Annotated in this window: 18 protein-coding genes and 1 tRNA gene; 4 read left to right on the top strand and 15 right to left on the bottom strand. The window is 67.7% G+C overall.

Going from position 1 to position 18654, the window contains the following annotated elements:
• Positions 1 to 4: 4 nt before the first annotated feature.
• From E5P2_RS21825 to E5P2_RS21805, 5 genes are all read right to left on the bottom strand, one after another.
• Positions 5 to 1498 carry an ABC transporter substrate-binding protein gene (locus E5P2_RS21825; RefSeq protein WP_162569242.1) on the bottom strand — a complete coding sequence of 498 codons (1494 nt, stop codon included), beginning with the start codon at positions 1496 to 1498 and terminating at the stop codon, positions 5 to 7.
• A gap of 104 nt (positions 1499 to 1602) precedes the next feature.
• Positions 1603 to 2433 (bottom strand): ATP-binding cassette domain-containing protein, encoded by an 831-nt coding sequence (locus E5P2_RS21820; protein ID WP_162569241.1) that lies wholly within the window; start codon positions 2431 to 2433, stop codon positions 1603 to 1605.
• A complete protein-coding gene (locus tag E5P2_RS21815) occupies positions 2430 to 3413 on the bottom strand; it encodes an ABC transporter ATP-binding protein (protein WP_162569240.1) in 984 nt (327 codons plus the stop codon). Before E5P2_RS21815 ends, E5P2_RS21820 begins: the two co-directional genes overlap by 4 nt.
• A gap of 8 nt (positions 3414 to 3421) precedes the next feature.
• Positions 3422 to 4303 (bottom strand): ABC transporter permease, encoded by an 882-nt coding sequence (locus E5P2_RS21810; protein WP_162569239.1) that lies wholly within the window; start codon positions 4301 to 4303, stop codon positions 3422 to 3424.
• Positions 4300 to 5250: an ABC transporter permease gene (locus E5P2_RS21805; protein ID WP_162569238.1), complete on the bottom strand. Its 951-nt coding sequence runs from the start codon at positions 5248 to 5250 to the stop codon at positions 4300 to 4302. The genes E5P2_RS21810 and E5P2_RS21805 overlap by 4 nt, the downstream gene beginning before the upstream one ends.
• Positions 5251 to 5313: 63 nt before the next feature.
• Between E5P2_RS21805 and E5P2_RS21800 the strand changes: the two genes are divergently transcribed.
• Positions 5314 to 5628, top strand: coding sequence for a YfhL family 4Fe-4S dicluster ferredoxin (locus E5P2_RS21800; RefSeq protein ID WP_162569237.1), 315 nt, complete (start codon positions 5314 to 5316; stop codon positions 5626 to 5628).
• Here E5P2_RS21800 and E5P2_RS21795 read toward each other — a convergent pair.
• From E5P2_RS21795 to E5P2_RS21760, 8 genes are all read right to left on the bottom strand, one after another.
• Complete coding sequence (locus E5P2_RS21795) at positions 5625 to 6059, bottom strand: hypothetical protein (RefSeq protein WP_162569236.1); 435 nt, start codon at positions 6057 to 6059, stop codon at positions 5625 to 5627. The two genes, E5P2_RS21800 and E5P2_RS21795, sit on opposite strands and share 4 nt — an antisense overlap.
• A gap of 66 nt (positions 6060 to 6125) precedes the next feature.
• Positions 6126 to 6758: an aminoacyl-tRNA hydrolase gene (pth, locus tag E5P2_RS21790; protein ID WP_162569235.1), complete on the bottom strand. Its 633-nt coding sequence runs from the start codon at positions 6756 to 6758 to the stop codon at positions 6126 to 6128.
• A 158-nt stretch (positions 6759 to 6916) separates the two neighbouring features.
• Positions 6917 to 7621, bottom strand: a complete 705-nt coding sequence (locus E5P2_RS21785) for a 50S ribosomal protein L25/general stress protein Ctc (RefSeq protein ID WP_162569234.1) — start codon at positions 7619 to 7621, stop codon at positions 6917 to 6919.
• Positions 7622 to 7702: 81 nt separating this feature from the next.
• Entirely contained in the window at positions 7703 to 8677 is a 975-nt protein-coding gene (locus E5P2_RS21780) for a ribose-phosphate pyrophosphokinase (RefSeq protein WP_162569233.1), read from the bottom strand.
• Positions 8678 to 8754: 77 nt separating this feature from the next.
• A tRNA-Gln gene (locus E5P2_RS21775) sits at positions 8755 to 8831 on the bottom strand.
• 70 nt (positions 8832 to 8901) lie between these two features.
• On the bottom strand, positions 8902 to 9759 hold the full coding sequence (gene ispE, locus E5P2_RS21770) for a 4-(cytidine 5'-diphospho)-2-C-methyl-D-erythritol kinase (RefSeq protein WP_162569232.1): 858 nt from the start codon (positions 9757 to 9759) through the stop codon (positions 8902 to 8904).
• Positions 9756 to 10280, bottom strand: a complete 525-nt coding sequence (locus tag E5P2_RS21765; protein WP_162569231.1) for a lipoprotein insertase outer membrane protein LolB — start codon at positions 10278 to 10280, stop codon at positions 9756 to 9758. The genes ispE and E5P2_RS21765 overlap by 4 nt, the downstream gene beginning before the upstream one ends.
• On the bottom strand, positions 10277 to 12106 hold the full coding sequence (locus E5P2_RS21760) for a tetratricopeptide repeat protein (RefSeq protein ID WP_162569230.1): 1830 nt from the start codon (positions 12104 to 12106) through the stop codon (positions 10277 to 10279). The genes E5P2_RS21765 and E5P2_RS21760 overlap by 4 nt, the downstream gene beginning before the upstream one ends.
• Positions 12107 to 12188: 82 nt before the next feature.
• Here E5P2_RS21760 and mutM point away from each other — a divergent pair, with 82 nt between their 5' ends.
• From mutM to mutY, 3 genes are all read left to right on the top strand, one after another.
• The gene (gene mutM / locus E5P2_RS21755; RefSeq protein ID WP_162569229.1) at positions 12189 to 13004 is read left to right on the top strand and encodes a bifunctional DNA-formamidopyrimidine glycosylase/DNA-(apurinic or apyrimidinic site) lyase; all 816 of its coding nucleotides are present in this window, start codon (positions 12189 to 12191) and stop codon (positions 13002 to 13004) included.
• A 71-nt stretch (positions 13005 to 13075) separates the two neighbouring features.
• Positions 13076 to 15040, top strand: coding sequence for a dynamin family protein (locus E5P2_RS21750; RefSeq protein WP_162569228.1), 1965 nt, complete (start codon positions 13076 to 13078; stop codon positions 15038 to 15040).
• Positions 15030 to 16103, top strand: a complete 1074-nt coding sequence (gene mutY, locus E5P2_RS21745) for an A/G-specific adenine glycosylase (RefSeq protein ID WP_232080798.1) — start codon at positions 15030 to 15032, stop codon at positions 16101 to 16103. The genes E5P2_RS21750 and mutY overlap by 11 nt, the downstream gene beginning before the upstream one ends.
• Here mutY and rapZ read toward each other — a convergent pair.
• Positions 16100 to 16975, bottom strand: coding sequence for an RNase adapter RapZ (rapZ, locus tag E5P2_RS21740; RefSeq protein ID WP_162569227.1), 876 nt, complete (start codon positions 16973 to 16975; stop codon positions 16100 to 16102). The two genes, mutY and rapZ, sit on opposite strands and share 4 nt — an antisense overlap.
• Positions 16972 to 18654: a DNA repair protein RecN gene (gene recN, locus E5P2_RS21735; RefSeq protein ID WP_162569226.1), complete on the bottom strand. Its 1683-nt coding sequence runs from the start codon at positions 18652 to 18654 to the stop codon at positions 16972 to 16974. The genes rapZ and recN overlap by 4 nt, the downstream gene beginning before the upstream one ends.

Below are 18654 nucleotides of genomic sequence, written 5' to 3'. Positions count from 1 at the left end.
GCGCTCATGCCCACGACAACGCCGCCAGGTCGTTGACGAAGATCGGCATGTCCTTCCAGAGGCCCTTGACGTTCTTCTTGGCGACGGTGGGCCACTGGGGCTGGAACAGGAAGCCGTTGGCGGCATCGGTCGCGAGGATCCTCTGCGCATCGCCGAGCAGCTTGGCCCGCTCGGCTGCATTGCCGGTGGTCTTGATCTTGTCGTACACCGTGTCGAAGGCCTTCGATTGGTAGCCCCAGTAGTAGTCGGCCTTGGCGTAGTTGCCGAGGTCGAAGGGCTCGACGTGCGAGACGATCGTGAGGTCGTAGTTGTGCGGGCCGCCGTAGGTGTTGCTCAGCCACTGCGCCCACTCGACGTTCTGCACCTTGACGTTGATGCCGATCTTGGCGAGCTCCGCCACGATCACCTCGCCGCCCTGGCGCGCGTAGGGCGGCGGCGGCAGCGTCATGGTGAGCTCGAGCGGCGTCTTCACGCCGGCTTCGGCCAACAGTTGCTTGGCCTTCTCGATGTTGAACGGATTGATGCCGGTGGTGTCCACGTAGCCGGTCGCGCCGGGCACATAGTGGCTGCCGATCGGCACGCCGAAACCGTCGACCGCACCTTCGATCACCGCCTTGCGGTCGATCGCCGCGAGGATGGCGCGCCGCACGCGCACGTCGTCCAGCGGCTTGTGCTTGTTGTTGATGGCCAGGATGGTCTTGGCCAGCGAGCCGCTGAGGATGACCTGGAACTGCGGGTTGTTCCTGAACTGCGGCACGACGCGCGTCGCGATGCGCGGGAAGGCATCGACGTCGCCGGCCAGCACGGCCGCAGCCTGGGCAGCCGGATCGGAGATGAAGCGGAAGGTGACCTTGTTGATCTTCGCCGTGCCCGGGCTGCGAAAGCCCTCCCACCGGCTGAGCACCAGCGAGGAGCCCTTGGCCCAGCTGTCGAGCTTGTAGGGCCCGGTGCCGATCGGCTTGGTGGCATTGCCGTCGGCGCTCTTCGGCTCGACGATGACCGCGGTGGCCTGGCCCAGCAGGAACAGCAGGTCGGGATCGATCTCCTTGTTGATGACCACCACCGTGTTGTCATCGACCACCTGGGTGCTCATGTTGGCGAAGGTGCGCTTGTCCTTGTTGGTGCTCTTGTCGCCGCCGGCGCGGTCGAAGGAGAACTTCACGGTCTGCGCATTGAAGGGCTCGCCGTTCTGGAACTTGACGCCGCGTCGCAGCTTGAAGGTGTAGGTGCGCAGGTCGGGCGAGACCTCCCAGCTCTCGGCCAGCAGCGGCGTGACCTTGCCGTCGGCGTTGATCTTGGTCAGCGTCTCGAGGATGTTGTACTGCACGATCTCGGCGATGGCCGATGCCGCGCCTGCGGTCGGGTCCAGGCCCGGCGGTTCGAGCGCCATCCCGATCACGATCGAGTCCTTGCGGCCCTGCGCGAGCGCGGCGTGCGGCAGTGCGAGCGGCACGGTGGCCAGTGCGGCGGTGGTCAGAAGGGTGCGGCGTTTCAACATGGTCAGGGCTCCAGGGAAAGGCTGTGTTTGAGTAGGAACAGGACGTTACATCATGCGGGGTCGGATGCGTCCCCGGGCATTTGCTGAGGACCGGTCCGCCGCGTTCACGCCGGCAGGGGCTCGGCGCGGGGCACCGCCGCGAGCAGGGCCTGCGTGTAGGGATGCTCGGCATGCGCGAACAGCCGCTGCGGCGCGCCGCGCTCGACCACCAGGCCGCGGTGCAGCACGCAGACCTCGTCGCACAGATGGTTCACCACCGCGAGGTCGTGGCTGATCAAGAGGTAGCTGATGCCGAACTGCTGCTGCAGGTCCTGCATCAGGTTCAGCACCTGGGCCTGCACCGAGACGTCGAGCGCGCTCACGGGCTCGTCGGCCACGATCAGCTTCGGCCGCGTGATGAGCGCGCGCGCGATCGCGATGCGCTGGCGCTGGCCGCCGGAGAATTCGTGCGGGTACTTGTCGAGGTCGCTGCTGCGCAGGCCCACCGCGGCCAGCGATTCGGCCGCGCGTTCGCGCTGTTCGGCGCGGCTGGTCTCGGCCAGCGCCTCGAGCGGCTCGGCGACCACGCGCGCCACGCGCTGGCGCGGGTCGAGCGAGCCGTACGGATCCTGGAACACCATCTGCACGTCGCGCCGCGCCTGGCGCAGTTCGTCCTTCGGCAAGGCGTTCAGGTCGCGGCCGAGCAGCCGGATGCGGCCGGAGGTCGGCACATCGAGCGCCATCACCAGCCGCGCGATGGTCGACTTGCCCGACCCCGACTCGCCGACGATGCCCAGGCTCTGGCCCGGGCGCACGCTGAAGCTCACGCCGTTGAGCGCCTTGACGGTCGGCGCTGGGCCGAACAGGCGTTCGCGCGGCAGGGTGTAGTGGCGCACGAGGTCGGTGACCTCGAGCAAGGGAACGGAGGTCGGATCAGGGTCGAAGCGATTGGTCATGCCTCGACGCCTTCAGTGATCTCATCGAGCCGGATGCAGCGCACCTGGTGATCGTGCGGCAGCAGCGTGGCCGGCGGCCGCGTGGCATGGCAGGCGTCGATGGTGAAGCCGCAGCGGCCCGCGAAGGGGCAGCCGTCGGGCAGGTCGACCAGCTCGGGCACGCTGCCGCGGATGGTCGCGAGCTTCACGCCGCGCGGCGCGCCGAGCGCGGGCCGGGCCGCGAACAGGCCTTGCGTGTAGGGATGGGCGCGCTCGGCGAACACGGCCGCGGTCGGGCCGCTCTCGACCACGCTGCCGCCGTACATCACCAGCATCTTCGAGACGCTCTGCGCGATCACGCCGAGGTCGTGCGAGATCAGAATCAGCGCCATGCCGCGCTCGGCGACCAGGCCGCGGATCAGTTCGAGGATCTGCTTCTGGATCGTGACGTCGAGCGCGGTGGTCGGCTCGTCGGCGATCAGCAGATCGGGGCCGCAGGCCAGCGCCATGGCGATGCCGATGCGTTGGCGCTGGCCGCCCGAGAACTGGTGCGGATAGGCATCCAGCCGCGACGCGGCATCGGGGATGCCCACGCGTTCGAGCAGGGCCAGCGCTTCCTTGCGCGCGTCGGCTGTCGACAGGCCGCGGTGCAGCCGCAGCGGCTCGCCGACCTGCCGCGCGATCGTGTGCACCGGATTGAGCGCGGTCATCGGCTCCTGGAAGATCATGCCGATGCGGTTGCCGCGGATCTCGCACAGGGCGCGCTCGTCGCGGCCCACGAGCTCGGTGCCGTCGAAGCGGATGCTGCCCGTCACCCGGGCGGTCGACGGCAGCAGGCCCATGAGCGATTGCACCGTGACTGACTTGCCGCAGCCGGATTCGCCGACGATGCCCAGCGTCTCGCCGCGTTCGAGCGTGAAGCCGATGCCGCGCACGGCTTCGGCCGGTCCGCGCTGCGTCTGCAGCTGGACATGGAGGTCGGTGACTTCGAGAAGAGGCATGTCGGGGTTCAGCGGGCGCGTGCGAGGCGCGGGTCCAGCAGGTCGCGCAAGCCATCGCCCAGGAGGTTGAGGCCCAGCACCGCGAGCGCAATGGCGAGTCCGGGAAACACCGCAAGCAGCGGCGCCTGGAACATCATGGTCTGCGCCTCGGCGAGCATGCGGCCCCAGGAGGGCTGCGGCGGCTGCGTGCCGAGGCCGAGGTAGGAGAGCGCGGCTTCGGCCAGGATCGCGATCGCGAAGCGGATCGTGATCTGCACGATCAGTACCGCCGAGATGTTGGGCAGCACGTGCTGCATCGTGATCGCGAACGGGCCCTTGCCGCAGGCACGCGCGGCCGCGATGTACTCGCGCGACCAGATCGCGTTGGCCGATGCGCGCGTGATGCGCGCGAAGGTCGGGATGTTGTAGATGCCGATCGCGATGATCGCGTTGACGATGCCGGCGCCGAACACCGCCGTCAGCATGATGGCCGACAGGATCGCCGGAAAGGCCATCGAGAAATCGGCGAAGCGCATGATGGCTTCCTCGACCCAGCCGCGCCGCGCGGCGGCGAGCAGGCCGAGGGCCGTGCCGACCGTGAGGCCGATGCCGACCGCGATCACGCCGACCAGGATCGACGCGCGTGCGCCGACCAGGAGCAGCGAGGCGACGTCGCGTCCATAGGTGTCGGTGCCCAGCCAGTGCGAGCCGTCGGGCTTCATCAGCTTGTGGGCCATGTCCATCTCGTAGGGCGACCAGGGCGTCCAGACCAGCGAGATGCCGGCTGCCAGCAACAGCGCCAGCGTGAGCACGGCGCCGATCGTGAAGCTGCGGTGGTGCAGCGCGCGGCGCCAGAAGCCCGGGACCTTGAAGGCGGCTGCGCTCGGCACCGTGGTGGGAAGGGCGCTCATATGTCGCTGGCCTTGATGCGCGGGTCGATGACGGCGTACAGCACATCGACGACAAAGTTGACGATGACAACCATCGCGGCCAGCAGCATCACGCAGTTGCGCACCACGATCAGGTCGCGGTTGCTGATGGCCTGGAAGATCAGCCTGCCGAGGCCGGGCAGGTAGAACACGTTCTCCACCACGATGGTGCCCGCGAGCAACTCCGAGAACTGCATGCCCATCACGGTGATCACCGGGATCAGCGCGTTGCGCAGCACGTGGCGCCAGAGCACGGCGCGCTGCGAGACGCCCTTGGCGCGTGCGGTGCGCACGAAGTCCTCGCGCATCACTTCGAGCACCGCCGAGCGCGTGAAGCGCGCCAGGATCGCGGCCTGCACCACGGCGAGCGACAGCGCGGGCAGCAGCAGCGCCTTCAGCCCCGCGAAGATGCCGTCGCCCCAGCCGTCGAAGCCGCCGGCCGAGAACCACTGGAGCTGCACCGAAAAGACCAGGATCAGCAGGATCGCGAACCAGAAATTCGGGATTGCGATGCCGATCTGCGTCAGGCCCATCAGGCCGACGTCGCCGAGCTTGTTGTGGCGCGCCGCGGCGGTCACGCCGACCAGGAGCGCGAGCACGGTGGTGAAGACCATCGCGAGCAGCGCGAGCGGCACGGTCAGTGCGAGGCGTTCGAGGATGAGGTCGAGCACCGGCGAGCTGTAGGCGTAGCTGTCGCCGAGATTGCCGGTGAGGAGTCCGCCGATCCAGTGCCAGTAGCGGGTCCAGGCCGGCTGGTCGAGCCCGAGCTTGACGGCCAGCGCGGCCACCGCATCGGGCGATGCGTCCGGCCCCATGAGTATCTGCGCCGCATTGCCGGGCAGGATCTCGAGCACGAGGAACACGATGATCGAAGCGCCGATCAGGGTGGCGATCAGCGTCACGAAGCGCTTGAAGAGAAAGAGATTCATGGGTCGGGGCGCAGCATAACCCGACAGACGCAATGACTGTGCCCGGCCCTTCATAATCCGGGCATGGCCCTCATGATCACCGACGAGTGCATCAACTGCGATGTGTGCGAGCCCGAGTGCCCCAATGACGCGATCTACATGGGTGCGGAGATCTACGAGATCGATCCGCACAAATGCACCGAATGCGTCGGCCACTTCGATGAGCCGCAGTGCGTGCAGGTCTGCCCGGTCGCGTGCATTCCGACCCACCCGGCGTATGTCGAGACGCGCGAGACCCTGTGGCAGAAGTTCGAGCGGCTCGCGATGGCCAAAGCGGCCAAGGCCGCACAAGCGGGCAGCGCCGGCGAGGAGCCGCCAGCTGCTGCGCCCGCTGCCTAGCCTTGGGGTGCGCTCTTCCTGCCGGCGGCTTTTGCCGTCTTCTTCTTTGCTGTCGACGCCGGGGCGCGCACGCTGAAATAGTCGGCGCCGCTCTGGCCCTTCCTGCTTTTCCGGGCGCCGGTGCGGCTCTCTTGTCGCGGCTTGGCATCAGGTCTGTCCTCGATCAGGACCGGCTGCCGCTTTGCCTGCTCGGACTCCTGTCGCAGGCGGTCGCGCTCCAGCCGGTCGGCCGCGCTCCGGGCTTCCCGTGTCGTGCCATCGGCTGCGCGCTTTTGCGCCGCATCGCGTGCATCGTCGAGACCGACGACCTTGCCGTTCTTGCAGGGCTGGTCGGTGTAGGTATTGCCGCAGCGCCATGTGCCGGTGCCGCCGTCGGCTGCGTGCGCCGCGCAGTGAACGCCGGGCGCCATCAGGAGGATGGCGATCCGCAAGGCGATCCGGGTGTGTGACAGATTCATTTTTTCTCCCTTTCCATTCTTCTCTCTTCTCTGCTTGCGCTAACCCGCAGCGGGTGCCCCGCCTTCGCCGGGCTCGCGCCGCGGCGGTTTGGGGCGCGGCGGCTTGCTCGTGTGGATGAGCATCGTCGCTTTGTCCATCTCGCCGGCCACCAGCGCGGGCACGGCATGCAGCGTGCGGGCGATCGCATTCTCGATCGCTTCGCGTTGTTCCTTCAAGGGCTTCTTGAGCACCCAGTGGATGACTTCGGATTTCACGCCCGGATGGCCGATGCCGAGACGCAGCCGCCAGTAGTCGCCGGTGCCGAGTTGCGCATGGATGTCGCGCAGGCCGTTGTGGCCGGCGTGGCTGCCGCCGAGCTTCAGCTTGGCCTCGCCGGGCACCACGTCGAGTTCGTCGTGGATGACGAGGATCTCCTGCGGCTCGATCTTGTAGAAGCGGGCCAATGCGGCAACCGACTTGCCGGAGAGGTTCATGAAGGTCTGCGGTTCGAGCAGCCACACGGTTTGGCCGCCGACCTGGCCCCGTGCGACGAAGCCGTGATAGCCGCGCTCGGGTTGCAGCACGAGCCTCAGATCGCGCGCGAGCGCATCGACCCACCAGAAGCCGGCGTTGTGCCGGGTGGCTTCGTATTCCGGGCCGGGATTACCGAGGCCGACGAACAGCTTGATCATAGTGTTGCTCGCCCCCAGGCTTGCTCACTTCGTGTAGCCGCCTACCCCCTTGCCGGGGGCGGGCCGGTCGCTTCCGCATGGCGGGCGCGGCGGCCCTCACGAAGGAACGGCCCGCATGGGCGGGCCGTTTCTGTTGGCAGAGGCTGGGTCTTGGCGAATTACTTCTTCGCGGCGGGTGCCTTTGCAGCGGGCGTCTTGGCAGCCGGAGCGGCGGCCTTGCCAGCTGCGGCCTTGCCGGCGGCCGGTGCGGCGGCGGCTTCGGGCGCTGCGGCGCCTTCGGCAGGGGCATCAGCTTCTTCGGCGACGAGCGGCGGCACGGCCGAGACCAGCACCGGGTTGTTCTTGCCGTGGCTCACGAACTTCACGCCGCGGGGCAGCTTGACGTCGTTGACGTGCAGCGTCGCGTTCTTGGTGAGGCCGGACAGGTCGACCTCGATGAACTCGGGCAGGTCGGCCGGCAGGCAGCTCACCTCGAGTTCGGTCATCACGTGGTTCACGAGGTTGTGGTCGAGCTTGACGGCCGACGATTCTTCCTCGCCCTTGTAGTGCAGCGGCACCTTGACGGTCATGCGGGTGCGGGCATCGACGCGCTGGAAGTCGATGTGCTGCACGAGCTGGCGGAAGGGGTGGTATTGCACGTCGCGCAGCAGCACCTTGCTGGTGGCGCCGGCGAGTTCCATTTCGAGGATCGACGAGTGGAAGGCTTCCTTCTTGAGGGCGTGCCACAGCGCGTTGTGATCGAGCTCGATCAGCTGGGGCTGGCCTTCGCCACCGTAGACGATACCGGGCGTCTTGCCCGAGATGCGGAGACGGCGGCTCGCACCCGTGCCCTGCTTTGCGCGCTCAAAAGCGACGAATTTCATAACTGCTCCTGTGGAAGTCGACCGCGACCAGTGCGACTCCGGTTTCGACATGGGCCCTGCGAACAGAGCCCGGCTCTTTGCTCAGAACAGGGTTTCCTGATCCGAGAACAAACTCATGACCGACTCTCCCTTGGCGATGCGCTGGATCGTTTCGGCGATCAGCGGCGCCACGGAGAGCTGGCGAATCTTGGTGCAAGCCCCCGCGCCATCGGTGAGGGGAATGGTGTTGGTGACGACCACCTCGTCGAGCGCCGAACCCTGGGCGATGCGCTCGATGGCGGGACCCGAGAAGATTGGGTGAGTGCAGTAGGCGTACACCTTCTTGGCGCCGCGCTCCTTGAGGACTTCGGCGGCTTTGACCAGCGTGCCGGCGGTGTCGATCATGTCGTCCATGATCACGCAGTTGCGGCCGTCGATCTCGCCGATCACGTGCATGACTTCGCTCACGTTGGCGCGCGGACGGCGCTTGTCGATGATCGCGAGGTCGCAGTTCAATTGCTTGGCCAATGCGCGCGCGCGGACCACGCCGCCGACGTCGGGCGAGACCACGATCAGGTCTTCGTAGTTCTTCTGGCGCAGGTCGCCGAGCAGGACCGGGGAGGCATAGATGTTGTCGACCGGGATGTCGAAGAAGCCCTGGATCTGGTCGGCGTGCAGGTCCATGGTCAGCACGCGGGCCACGCCCACCGTCTCGAGCAGGTTGGCCACCACCTTGGCCGAGATCGGAACCCGGCTCGAGCGCGGACGGCGGTCCTGGCGGGCGTAGCCGTAGTAGGGAATGACGGCACTGATGCGCTCGGCCGAAGCGCGCTTGAGCGCGTCGACCATGATGAGCAGTTCCATCAGGTTTTCGTTGGTCGGCGCGCAGGTCGACTGGACCACGAACACGTCGCGTGCCCGCACGTTCTGGTTGATCTCGACGGTGACTTCGCCGTCGGAGAAGCGGCCGACGCGGGCTGCGCCCAGCGACGTGCCCAGATGCTGCGCTATTTCTGCGGCAAGGCCTGGATTGGCGTTGCCGGTGAAAACCATGAAATCAGGGTGGTGAGCCTGCATGAGCGTCCCGGCAAAATGCATCCGGCAATGCGAAATGGCTCTTGAAGGAGCCGCCAATATTCTCACGAATGAAGATTTGGCAGGGGAGAAAGGATTCGAACCTTTGCATGCTGGAATCAAAATCCAGTGCCTTAACCAGCTTGGCGACTCCCCTACACGGGTCGACGACTTGCGTCGTCAACCGATATATGTCGCACCAGATCGCAAAAAAGCGACCTGATTGTCTAGACCGCCCAGCCCACTAGGGGATGAACGGCCAAGTTGCTGCACTTGCGAACCTGCCAGCCCGAAGGCGCTTCGACCAGGTTCGTGTCATGCGGCATCGCTGCGAACACCGAACTTCCTGAACCGGTCATGCGGGCCTCGAGCCCCTGGTGACCGAGCCATTCGATGGCTTCGGTGACTGCCGGGCAAAGCCGTTGCGCAACCGGCTGCAGGTCGTTATGACCGAAGTCAAAGCCAAAGGATGCTTCGGCTCCGCTGTGTGCAGCAAAGCCCGAGATTATAGCAGCGGGTGTGGCGCGCTGGAGGTCAGGCGCTGCAAAAATGAGACGCGTGTCGAGACCGGCGGCCGGCTTGACCACGGCGAAGCGTCCTGGCGGCAAGGCGATCGGCGTGATTTCTTCTCCGATTCCTTCGACCCACGCGTTGCGTCCGCGCAGGAAGAAAGGCACGTCGGCGCCCAGGGCGAGGCCGATCTGCTCCAGCTTCGATAGCGGCAGATGCAGGCCCCACAGATGATTCAGGGCGAGAAGGCAGGTGGCCGCATCCGACGAGCCGCCGCCCATCCCCGCCTGTGCCGGAACTTGTTTGGCGATGCCGATGTGTGCGCCTGCTGCCGTTTGCGAAGCCGACTGCAGCGCCCGCGCCGCGCGCAGGATCAGATCGTCGGCGGGCAGCGGTGTCGTCAGGTCTTCGCGGGTGATCAGGCCGTCGCTGCGTCGTTCGACGTGCAGCGTGTCGCACCAGTCGATCAGCATGAACACCGACTGCAGCAGGTGGTAGCCGTCGGCACGTCGGCCGGTGATGTGCAGAAAGAGATTGAGCTTGGCCGGCGCGGGAAGATCGTAGAGCGCCTTCATGCGCGCTCGAACACGATGCGCAGGTCGGCCCGGGGCTGCGGCGACTCGCGGGTGGCCTGAAGGCGCCCGGCCGACACCTGCGACAGATCCGGGCGCCAGCCGGGCACCGTTTCGTTCCGGCCCGCGAGCCAGGCGAAGAGCGCGCCCACGGGGATCGCCGCGCCGGTTGCGGCCGCGCTCAATGCATCGACCGAATCGAAATGCCGCGTCTGGCTGCCGTTCTCGAGCAGCGCCTCGCCCGGGGCCCAGTGGAGCCGGGCCAAGGTGCTGCCGATCGGGCTGGTGAGTGTGAGTTCGCCGGCTTGCGGACCGCCGCGCAGATCGAAAGACGCGGAGAAGGTCTGCGCAGGCTCGCTGTCGACGCGCAGCGAGAGCCTGCCGCTCCATGCCTCCTCAGCGCTGATGCCGGCCTTGCGCAGGGCTGCAGGACCGGCACAGCCGGAGATCGCGGCGAGCGCGAACCCACCCAGGAGCAGCGCGGCACCGCGTCGCGACAGCTCGGCGGTGGCCGGCAGGTTCAAAGCTTCACGCGCAGGCGCTTGAGCGTTTCCTGCAACGTCTCGTTGTTGGCATCCACCAGGGATGCTTCCTTCCAGATGGAAATCGCGCGCTCGCGCTCGCCCGCGGTCCACAGGACTTCGCCCAGGTGCGCGCCGATCTCGGGATCGGGCCGGCTCTTGTAGGCGGTCTCCAGGATGCGCGTGGCTTCGGGCATGTTGCCGAGCCGGAATTCGACCCAGCCGAGGCTGTCGGCAATGAACGGGTCCTCGGGCGCCAGCTGCACCGCCTTCTGGATCAAGGTGCGCGCTTCGTCCAGACGCACCTTGCGATCGGCGAAGGAATAGCCGAGCGCGTTGTAGGCGTTCTGGTTGTCCGGCTTGAGTTCGATCAGGCGGCGTAGCAGGCGCTCCATCTCGTCGAGGCGGTTCAGCTTCTCGGCCATCATCGCCTGGTCGTAGATCAGGTCCGGATCGTTGGGCGTGGCGAGCTCGGCCTGGACCAGCATGTCGTAGGCGGCCTGGTACTGCTTGGCGTCGCGCAGCAGCTGCACCTCGGCCTGGAATTTCAGCTTCTTCTCGTCCGGGGTGCGTTCGGGGAGGCTTCGAACGAGTTCGCGCGCTTGCGGCATCTTGCCCTGACGCGCCAGCAGCGCCGCTCGGCGCGCCTGCGCGGCGAACAGATCCTCCGGGTTGTCGATGCGGGCGAGCCAGCTGTCGGCGGCCGTGAAATCCTTGCGCCGCTCGGCCAGTTGGGACAGCAGCAGATAGGCCTGTGTCTGGCCGCGGTCGCGCACCTCGGGGTCGCGCTGCGTGCTGGCGAGCGACAGGTAGCGCTTGAGCGAGGCCTCGGCGGCCGCGTCCTGGCGGGCCTGGCCTTGCAGGCTGCCGAGCAGCAGCCACGGTTCGGCCAGTTCGGGGTGGCTCGTGGTGAGCGCGGAAAGCGTCTCGCTGGCGTCGGCATAGCGGTGTCCCTCGACCAGGACGCGCGCGTAGGCCATGCTCATTTCGGGCAGCGCCTTCGGGCTGGCCAGATAGCGCTTCACGATGGGCTCGGCCAGCGGTTGCGCGGGATCGATCAGCTCCAGCGCCAGCAAGGCCGGGCCTTCCGAGGAGGGGTCCATCTCCTGGCCTTGCCGGGCCGCTTCGAGCGCGCCCGAGGAATCACCCGCCGCCAGGCGAAGCCGGCCGACCGCTGCCCATGCCGCGCCACCGGTCCCAGGCTTCTTGAGATCGTCGGACAGCGCCTGCTCGACGACCGAGGCCGCGAGCTTCTTGTCGGTGGCGCGTCCATAGTTGCGTGCGATCAGTGCCATCAGGAAGGGGCGTTCCACCTCCGGCGTGGCGGCCACTTCCGCGCGCAGCAGCTCGGTCGTTTCGCCGATGCGATTCAACGCGATCAGGATCTGCAGCTCGAAGCGCCGTGCTTCGCGCGATTGGGGAATGGCCTCCTTCCAGGCGCGCACCGCGGTCAGGGCGGCATCGCCCGAGCGCGCTTGCAGCGCGACCTCGACCGCGCGCTGGAAGAGCTTGCCGTCGCGCGCCTTGCGCGCCGCGTCGAGCAGCAGCGCGAAGCCATCGCCCGGTTCGCCCGAACGCGCCGTCAGCTCACCGACGAGAACTTCGTAAAACATCTCGGCCGTCATGGCCGAAGGCTGCGCGGGCGTCTTGTCGTCCTTGCTTTCGGGTGCAGCCGCGGGCGCACCCGGCGGGGGCGAGGGCTCGATGAGAGGCGCGGGACTGGTCGGTGCCGCAGGCGGCGGCGGATCGGTCTGGGCTTGCGCTGCGATCGCGATCAGGGCAGAAAACGCGGCCGCCGCGAGGCGGGATCGGCGGGGCGATAGGGTCATCGAACCATAATAATCCAAGCCTTTTGCATGACCACTGCGCGGGGGCTTCGGCCTGGCGCGTTTTCATGTCAGCCTTCGCCCCATGCCAGAACTCCCGGAAGTTGAAGTGACCCGACTCGGTTTTGCCGAGCGCATCGCGGGCGGCCGCATCGATGCGGTGCGCGTGGGCAAGCCGCTGCGCTGGGCGCTGGCCATCGAGCCCGACGCGCTGGTCGGACGCACCGTGCGGGCCGTGCGCCGGCGCGGCAAATACCTCCTGGTCGATCTCGATGTCGGCGTGTTGCTGCTGCATCTGGGCATGTCGGGCAGCTTGCGCTTCGACGCCGCGCTGCCCGAGGCGGGCACACACGATCACTTCGATCTGGTGACCAGCCGCGGCACCCTGCGGCTGAACGATCCCCGCCGCTTCGGTGCGGTGGTCTATGCCGAGGACGAGGCGGCTCCACTGGCGGTCAAACTGCTGGGCGGCCTCGGCATGGAACCGCTCGGCGATGCCTTCGCCTTCGATGCCTTTCATGCGGGCCTGCGCCGCCGGCGGGCGCCGATCAAGCAGGTGCTGCTGGCAGGCGACGTCGTCGTCGGGGTGGGCAACATCTATGCCTCGGAGGCGCTTTTTCTGGCGGGCATCCGGCCCACCATGTCGGCGTCGCGCATCAGCCGGCCGCGGGCCGCGCGCCTGCATGCGGCCGTGCGCGACGTCCTGGCCCGCGCCGTCGAGCGCGGCGGCAGCACGCTGCGCGACTTCTCGAACGTCGACGGACAAAGCGGATACTTCCAGCTGGAGGCCACGGTCTACGGGCGGGCCGGGGAGCCCTGCCGCGTGTGCGCGACGCCGATCCGGCAGATACGCCAGGGGCAGCGCTCCACTTATTTCTGCCCAAGCTGTCAAAAGTCCTGAAAGCGCGAAGGAGGATCGCTTGGGAGCAGCATGCCGATGCTATATTTTGTAAGTCACCCGCAACACTCCCCTTGGCACGATCCTTCAATCAGCAATTCGACCAGCACGGCGCCTGGCGGCGCAATTTCGCGCATCGCCTCAAATGGCTCGCCCGCTGGCTGAACGAAAACGAACTGCTAAACCAGGCCGTTGCCGAACGGCTGCGCGACCTCGAATCGCAGATGCGCAGCAGCAAGGTCATGGTCGCCTTCGTCGCGGAGTTCTCGCGCGGCAAGTCCGAGCTGATCAACGCCATCTTCTTCGCTGCCTACGGCCGCCGCATCATGCCGGCCAGCGCGGGCCGCACGACCATGTGCCCGACCGAACTGGGCTATGACGCGGCCTATCTTCCCTGCCTTCGCCTGCTGCCCATCGAAACGCGGCTCGAGCCGCATTCGCTCGCGCACTGGCGCGACGAGCCTGAGCGCTGGACCGAGCTCCCGATCGACGTAGAGAACGCCGAGGAGCTTTCGCAGATCATGAGCAAGGTGGCCGAGGTTCGCTGGGTGCCGCTGGCGGAGGCCCGCGCCCTTGGATTCTGGAGCGACGATGAGCCGGGCGAGAACCCGGTGCCCGATGCCGAAGGCCGCGTCGAGATTCCACGCTGGCGGCATGCACTGCTCAACATGCCGCACCCGCTGCTGGAACAAGGCCTGGTGATCCTGGACACCCCGGGCCTGAACGCGATCGGCGCTGAGCCCGAACTGACCGTGAGCCTGATTCCGCAGGCGCACGCGGTCGTTTTCATCCTGGGCGCCGACACCGGCGTGACGCGGTCCGATCTTGCCATCTGGCGCGAACACCTGGTCACCGAGGCCGACGCCACGGCTGAAACCCGCATCGTGGTGCTCAACAAGATCGACACCATGTGGGACACGCTCAGCACGCCCGCGCAGATCGAACTGCAGATCCAGCGGCAGCGCCAGGGCGCCGCCGACACGCTGGGCGTCCCGCTGTCGCAGGTGCTGCCAGTGTCCGCCCAGAAGGGCTTGCAGGCCAAGATCCGGCGCGACGTGCCGCTGTTGCAGGCAAGCCGCCTTCCCGCGCTGGAAGCGGTGCTCGGCCAGGGCCTGCTCGGCAAGCGCGAGCGGATGCTGCGGCTGGCGGTGGATGGCGGAATCACCGCTTTGCAGACCGAAGCCGCGCGCATCCTCAACGTGCGCCAGCGCGACCTCTCCGAACAGGCGCTGGAGCTCCAGGGGCTGCGCGGCAAGAATGTCTCGGTCATTCGCCACATGCGCGCCCGCATCGAGCAGGAACAGGCGGAGTTCGAGGGCAGCAACACCCGCATCCTGGCCTTGCGCTCGGTGCAGGGCAAGCTGCTGCGCGAGGTGTATGCCGTGCTCGGCAGCACCGCGCTCAAGGCCGACATGGGCCGGCTGGCGGCAGCGCTCAAGCGACCTGGCATCAAGCTCAACGTGCGCAAGGTCTATGGCGAGACCTTCGATTCGCTGCGCAACAACCTGCGCGAGGTGCAGGCGACCACGGCCGAGATCCAGTCCATGCTGCACGCCACGTTCCGCCAGCTCAATGCCGAGCACGGTTTCACGCTGCAGGCGCCGGCCGAGCCGGACCTGACGAGTTTCGAGCAGCAACTGGGCCAGATCGAGCACAGCCATGTGCACTACCTGGGTGTCGGCAACCTGCTCAAGCTGGCGCAGCACGATTTCTGCGACAAGCTGGTGCGTGCGCTGGCAAGCCGGTTGCGTGTGGTCAACGAAGCGGCCATGACCGAGGTCGAGCGCTGGAGCAAGGGCGCGGGCGCCCAGCTCGACGCCCAACTCAAGGAGCGCCGCCGTAACTTCACCAAGCGCATCGAGGCGGTCGAGCGCATCCAGGGCGCGGCGGGCAATCTCGAAGAGCGGCTCACCGAACTGGCCGCGCAGGAAAGCGGCCTGGTGGAGCTTCACCGCCGGCTGGGCGAGCTGACCTCGCTGCTGGCGAGCAACGAAGCGCCCAACGCAGCCGCGGAACCCAGCGAACTCAGTGCCGCCTGACGCGCTGCTGTCGGTCGCGGCGGGACTCGCGCCAGCCTTCGCCGAACGCGTCGTCGCCTGGCAGCACAGCCATGGACGCAGCGAACTCCCGTGGCAGAACACGCAGGATCCCTACCGCGTCTGGCTGTCGGAGGTCATGCTCCAGCAGACGCAGGTGTCGACCGTGCTGGGCTACTTCGCGCGATTCCTCGAGCGCTTCCCGGACGTGCGAGCGCTCGCGGCGGGCAGCGAGGACGAGGTGTTCGGCCTCTGGAGCGGGCTGGGCTACTACAGCCGCGCACGCAACATGCATCGCTGCGCGCAGGAGGTGGTGGCGCGTTTCGGCGGCAGCTTTCCGCGCACGGCGGCGGAACTGCAGACGCTGCCCGGCATCGGCCGTTCCACGGCCGCGGCGATCGCCGCGTTCTGTTTTGGCGAGCGGGTCGCGATCCTCGACGGCAACGTCAAGCGGGTGCTCACGCGGGTGCTGGGTTTCGCGGGCGATCTCTCGTCCGCGGCCCAGGAACGCGTCCTGTGGAGCGCGGCAGCAGCACTGCTGCCGCCGGCGACGCAACGCTCTGCGATCGCGCGTTACACCCAGGGCTTGATGGACCTCGGCGCCACTGTGTGTCTGCCACGCAGGCCCAGCTGCATGATTTGCCCGGCCAACGATCTCTGCGCGGCGCAGCGCGAGGGCGCGCCCGAGAAATACCCTGTGAAGACGCGCAAGCTGCGGCGCAGCGCGCAATCTCTCTGGGTATTGCAGGCGCGCGATGCGCAGGGCCGCGTGTGGCTGGAGAAGCGTCCGTCGCGCGGCATCTGGGCGGGGCTCTACTGCTTGCCGGTCTTCGAAAGCAGGAGCCTGCTGCTGGACGAACTGCCGCCGGCGGATCGCCCGGGCGCCCATGACGGCGCCGCCTTCGTGCATGTGCTCACCCACAAGGACCTCCATCTGCACCCGGTGTCGGTCGAATGCCGCGACAGGCCGTCGCTCGCTGCCGCCGGCGGATGGTTCAGCGCCGACGAATGGTCCGCGCTCGGCCTGCCTGCGCCGGTGCGCAAACTGCTGGTGGCCGCCAGCTAGACGCCGTCGAGTTCCCGGTGCCGCTTGAGTGCGGCCCAGCGCGCGCCGAAGCCGCGCGCCAGCTGTTCGACCAGGAAGACCGAGCGATGCTGGCCGCCGGTGCAGCCGATGGCCACGGTGACGTAGCTGCGATGATCGCGCGCCAGGGCATCGAGCCAGCGGCCGAGAAACTGTTCGATGTCGCCGTACATGCGCGCGACGTCGTCGTGCTCGCGCAGCCAGTCGATCACCGCGGTGTCGCGGCCGGTCAGCGCCCGCAACGCGGGCACGTAGTGCGGATTGGGGAGCATGCGCACGTCGAACACATAGTCGGCATCGAGCGGCACGCCACGCTTGAACGCGAAGGATTCGAACACCAGCGTCAGCGCGCTCTCGGGCGCCGAGATCAGCGCCTTGACGTAGCTCTGCAGCTGCGCGGGCCGGATGATGCTGGTGTCGATCACGTCGGCGCCGTCGCGCAGCTCGGCCAGCAATTCACGTTCGAGCTCGATGGCCTGCATCAGCACGCGCTGCTGCTCCGGCGCGTCGGTGCGGCCTTCCTGGCGCGAGAGAGGATGGCGTCGGCGCGTTTCCGAGTAGCGGCGAACCAGTGCATCGGTGGTCGAATCCAGGAACAGCGATCGCAGCGAAACGCCCTCCTGGCGAAGGCCCTCCAGTTGCTGCGGAACGAGGGGCAGCGAAACGCCGCTGCGCACATCCATTGCGATCGCGACGCGGGCCGCCTGTTGCTGTCGCTGCAATGCGACGAAGGGCGCCAGCAATTCAGGCGGCAGATTGTCGACGCAGTAGTAGCCGGCATCTTCGAGTGCATGCAACGCCACGGACTTGCCCGAGCCGGACATGCCGGTGATCAGTACCAGTTCGAGGCTCACGACGAAGTCTCCGGCGACTTCTTGCCCAGCATTTCGCGCGCATGCGCCAGCGAAGTCTGCGAGATGCGCTCGCCGCCCAGCATGCGGGCGATCTCGCGTGTCCGGCTGTCGTCGTCGAGCACGGCGACGCCGCTTTCGGTGCGAAGACCGTTCTCGCCCTCGACCGTCGTCTGGCGCTTGGCGACCACCAGATGATGGTCGGCACAGGCCGCAACCTGCGGCAGGTGCGTGACGGCCAGCACCTGCCGGTCGCGGCCCAGCTGCTTCATGAGGCGGCCGACGGTGTCGGCGACCGCGCCGCCGACACCGGCATCGACCTCGTCGAAGATCAGTGTCTGCGCGGCGCCGAGCTCGCTGGTCGTGACGGCAATCGCCAGCGCGATGCGCGAGAGCTCGCCGCCCGATGCGACCTTGCCGATGGGGCGCGGCGTGGTGCCGGTGTGCCCGGCCACCAGGAAGCCGATGTCTTCGAGCCCGGCACGGCCGGGTTCGGCCAGCGGCTGCAGCGCCACTTCGAAACGGCCGCCCTGCATGCCGAGTCCCTGCATGGCCTGCGTGACGGCCTGCGCCAGCCGCGGCGCTGCCTGCTTGCGGGCCTTGGCGACGGCCTTCGCTTCCTTCACGTAGCGCTGCTGCGAAGCCCGCTCGGCGCTTTCCAGCGCGTCGAGGTCGCTTTGCGCATCCAGGGCCTGCAGCTCGGCTTGCCAGCCGACGAGCAGCGCGGGCAGCTCGGCGGGAGGCCGTCTATAGCGCCGGGCCAGCGACATCCAGAGACCCATCCGTTCGTCCAGTTCGGCCAGGCGCTCGGGGTCGGTGTCGGCCTGACGCAGGTAGCCGTGCAGCGAGTGCGCGGCATCCGAAGCCTGGGCCACGCTCGATGCCAGGACTTCGCCCAGCGCTTTGAATTCCGGCTCGATGTGCTCGCAGTTGTGCAGCAGCGTGACGGCCCGGCTCAGCGCGACGAGCGCGCCGCCGTCTTCGTCCTCCAGCGCTGCGCACGCGCCTTCGGCGGCATCGATGAGCGCTTGCGCGTTGGAGATTCGGGTGTGGCTGGCCGAGAGTTCGTTCCATTCGCCATCGCCCGGCGCCAGCTTCATCACCTCGGCCACCTGCCACTGGAGTCGTTCGCGCTCGCGTTGCAGCGAGTCCTGTGCGGAACGCGCGGCTTCGAGCGCCGAGATCGATTGCCGCCAGCCTTGCCAGGCGCCCTCGAGGGCCGTGGTGTCGACGCCCGCGTACGCATCCAGCAGACCACGCACCGACTCGGGCCGCGTCAGGCTCTGCCATGCGTGCTGGCCGTGGATGTCGAGCAGCCGGTCGCCCAGTTCGCGCAGTTGCGTGGCGGTGGCCGGGCTGCCATTGATCCAGCCGCGGCTGCGGCCCTGCAGATCGACCGTGCGGCGCAGCAGCAGCGCGTCGGTGGCCTCGAAGCCGCCTTCGTCCAGCCAGGTGACGAGTTGGGGATCGGCATCGAACTCGGCACTGACGTCGAGGCGCTCGGCGCCTTCGCGCACGGCACCGGCGTCGGCCCGGTTGCCGAGGGCCAGCTGAAGCGCGTCGATCAATATCGACTTGCCCGCGCCGGTCTCACCGGTCAGGACCGTGAAGCCGGCAGAGAGATCGAGTTCGAGTGCGCGCACGATCACGAAGTCGCGCAAGGCGATGCGTCGCAGGGCCAC

Source organism: Variovorax sp. SRS16 (assembly GCF_901827165.1).
Lineage (GTDB): Bacteria > Pseudomonadota > Gammaproteobacteria > Burkholderiales > Burkholderiaceae_C > Variovorax.
This window is presented reverse-complemented; position numbering and strand designations above follow the sequence as displayed.

Excerpts from the sequence above, each read along its gene's own strand:
- ispE (WP_162569232.1), bottom strand. The coding sequence starts at position 9,759 with ATGAAGGCGCTCTACGATCTTCCCGCGCCGGCCAAGCTCAATCTCTTT.
- E5P2_RS21800 (WP_162569237.1), top strand. The coding sequence starts at position 5,314 with ATGGCCCTCATGATCACCGACGAGTGCATCAACTGCGATGTGTGCGAG.
- mutM (WP_162569229.1), top strand. The coding sequence starts at position 12,189 with ATGCCAGAACTCCCGGAAGTTGAAGTGACCCGACTCGGTTTTGCCGAG.
- E5P2_RS21825 (WP_162569242.1), bottom strand. The coding sequence starts at position 1,498 with ATGTTGAAACGCCGCACCCTTCTGACCACCGCCGCACTGGCCACCGTG.
- E5P2_RS21760 (WP_162569230.1), bottom strand. The coding sequence starts at position 12,106 with ATGACCCTATCGCCCCGCCGATCCCGCCTCGCGGCGGCCGCGTTTTCT.
- E5P2_RS21780 (WP_162569233.1), bottom strand. The coding sequence starts at position 8,677 with ATGCAGGCTCACCACCCTGATTTCATGGTTTTCACCGGCAACGCCAAT.
- E5P2_RS21820 (WP_162569241.1), bottom strand. The coding sequence starts at position 2,433 with ATGACCAATCGCTTCGACCCTGATCCGACCTCCGTTCCCTTGCTCGAG.
- E5P2_RS21815 (WP_162569240.1), bottom strand. The coding sequence starts at position 3,413 with ATGCCTCTTCTCGAAGTCACCGACCTCCATGTCCAGCTGCAGACGCAG.
- E5P2_RS21810 (WP_162569239.1), bottom strand. The coding sequence starts at position 4,303 with ATGAGCGCCCTTCCCACCACGGTGCCGAGCGCAGCCGCCTTCAAGGTC.
- pth (WP_162569235.1), bottom strand. The coding sequence starts at position 6,758 with ATGATCAAGCTGTTCGTCGGCCTCGGTAATCCCGGCCCGGAATACGAA.
- E5P2_RS21805 (WP_162569238.1), bottom strand. The coding sequence starts at position 5,250 with ATGAATCTCTTTCTCTTCAAGCGCTTCGTGACGCTGATCGCCACCCTG.
- E5P2_RS21785 (WP_162569234.1), bottom strand. The coding sequence starts at position 7,621 with ATGAAATTCGTCGCTTTTGAGCGCGCAAAGCAGGGCACGGGTGCGAGC.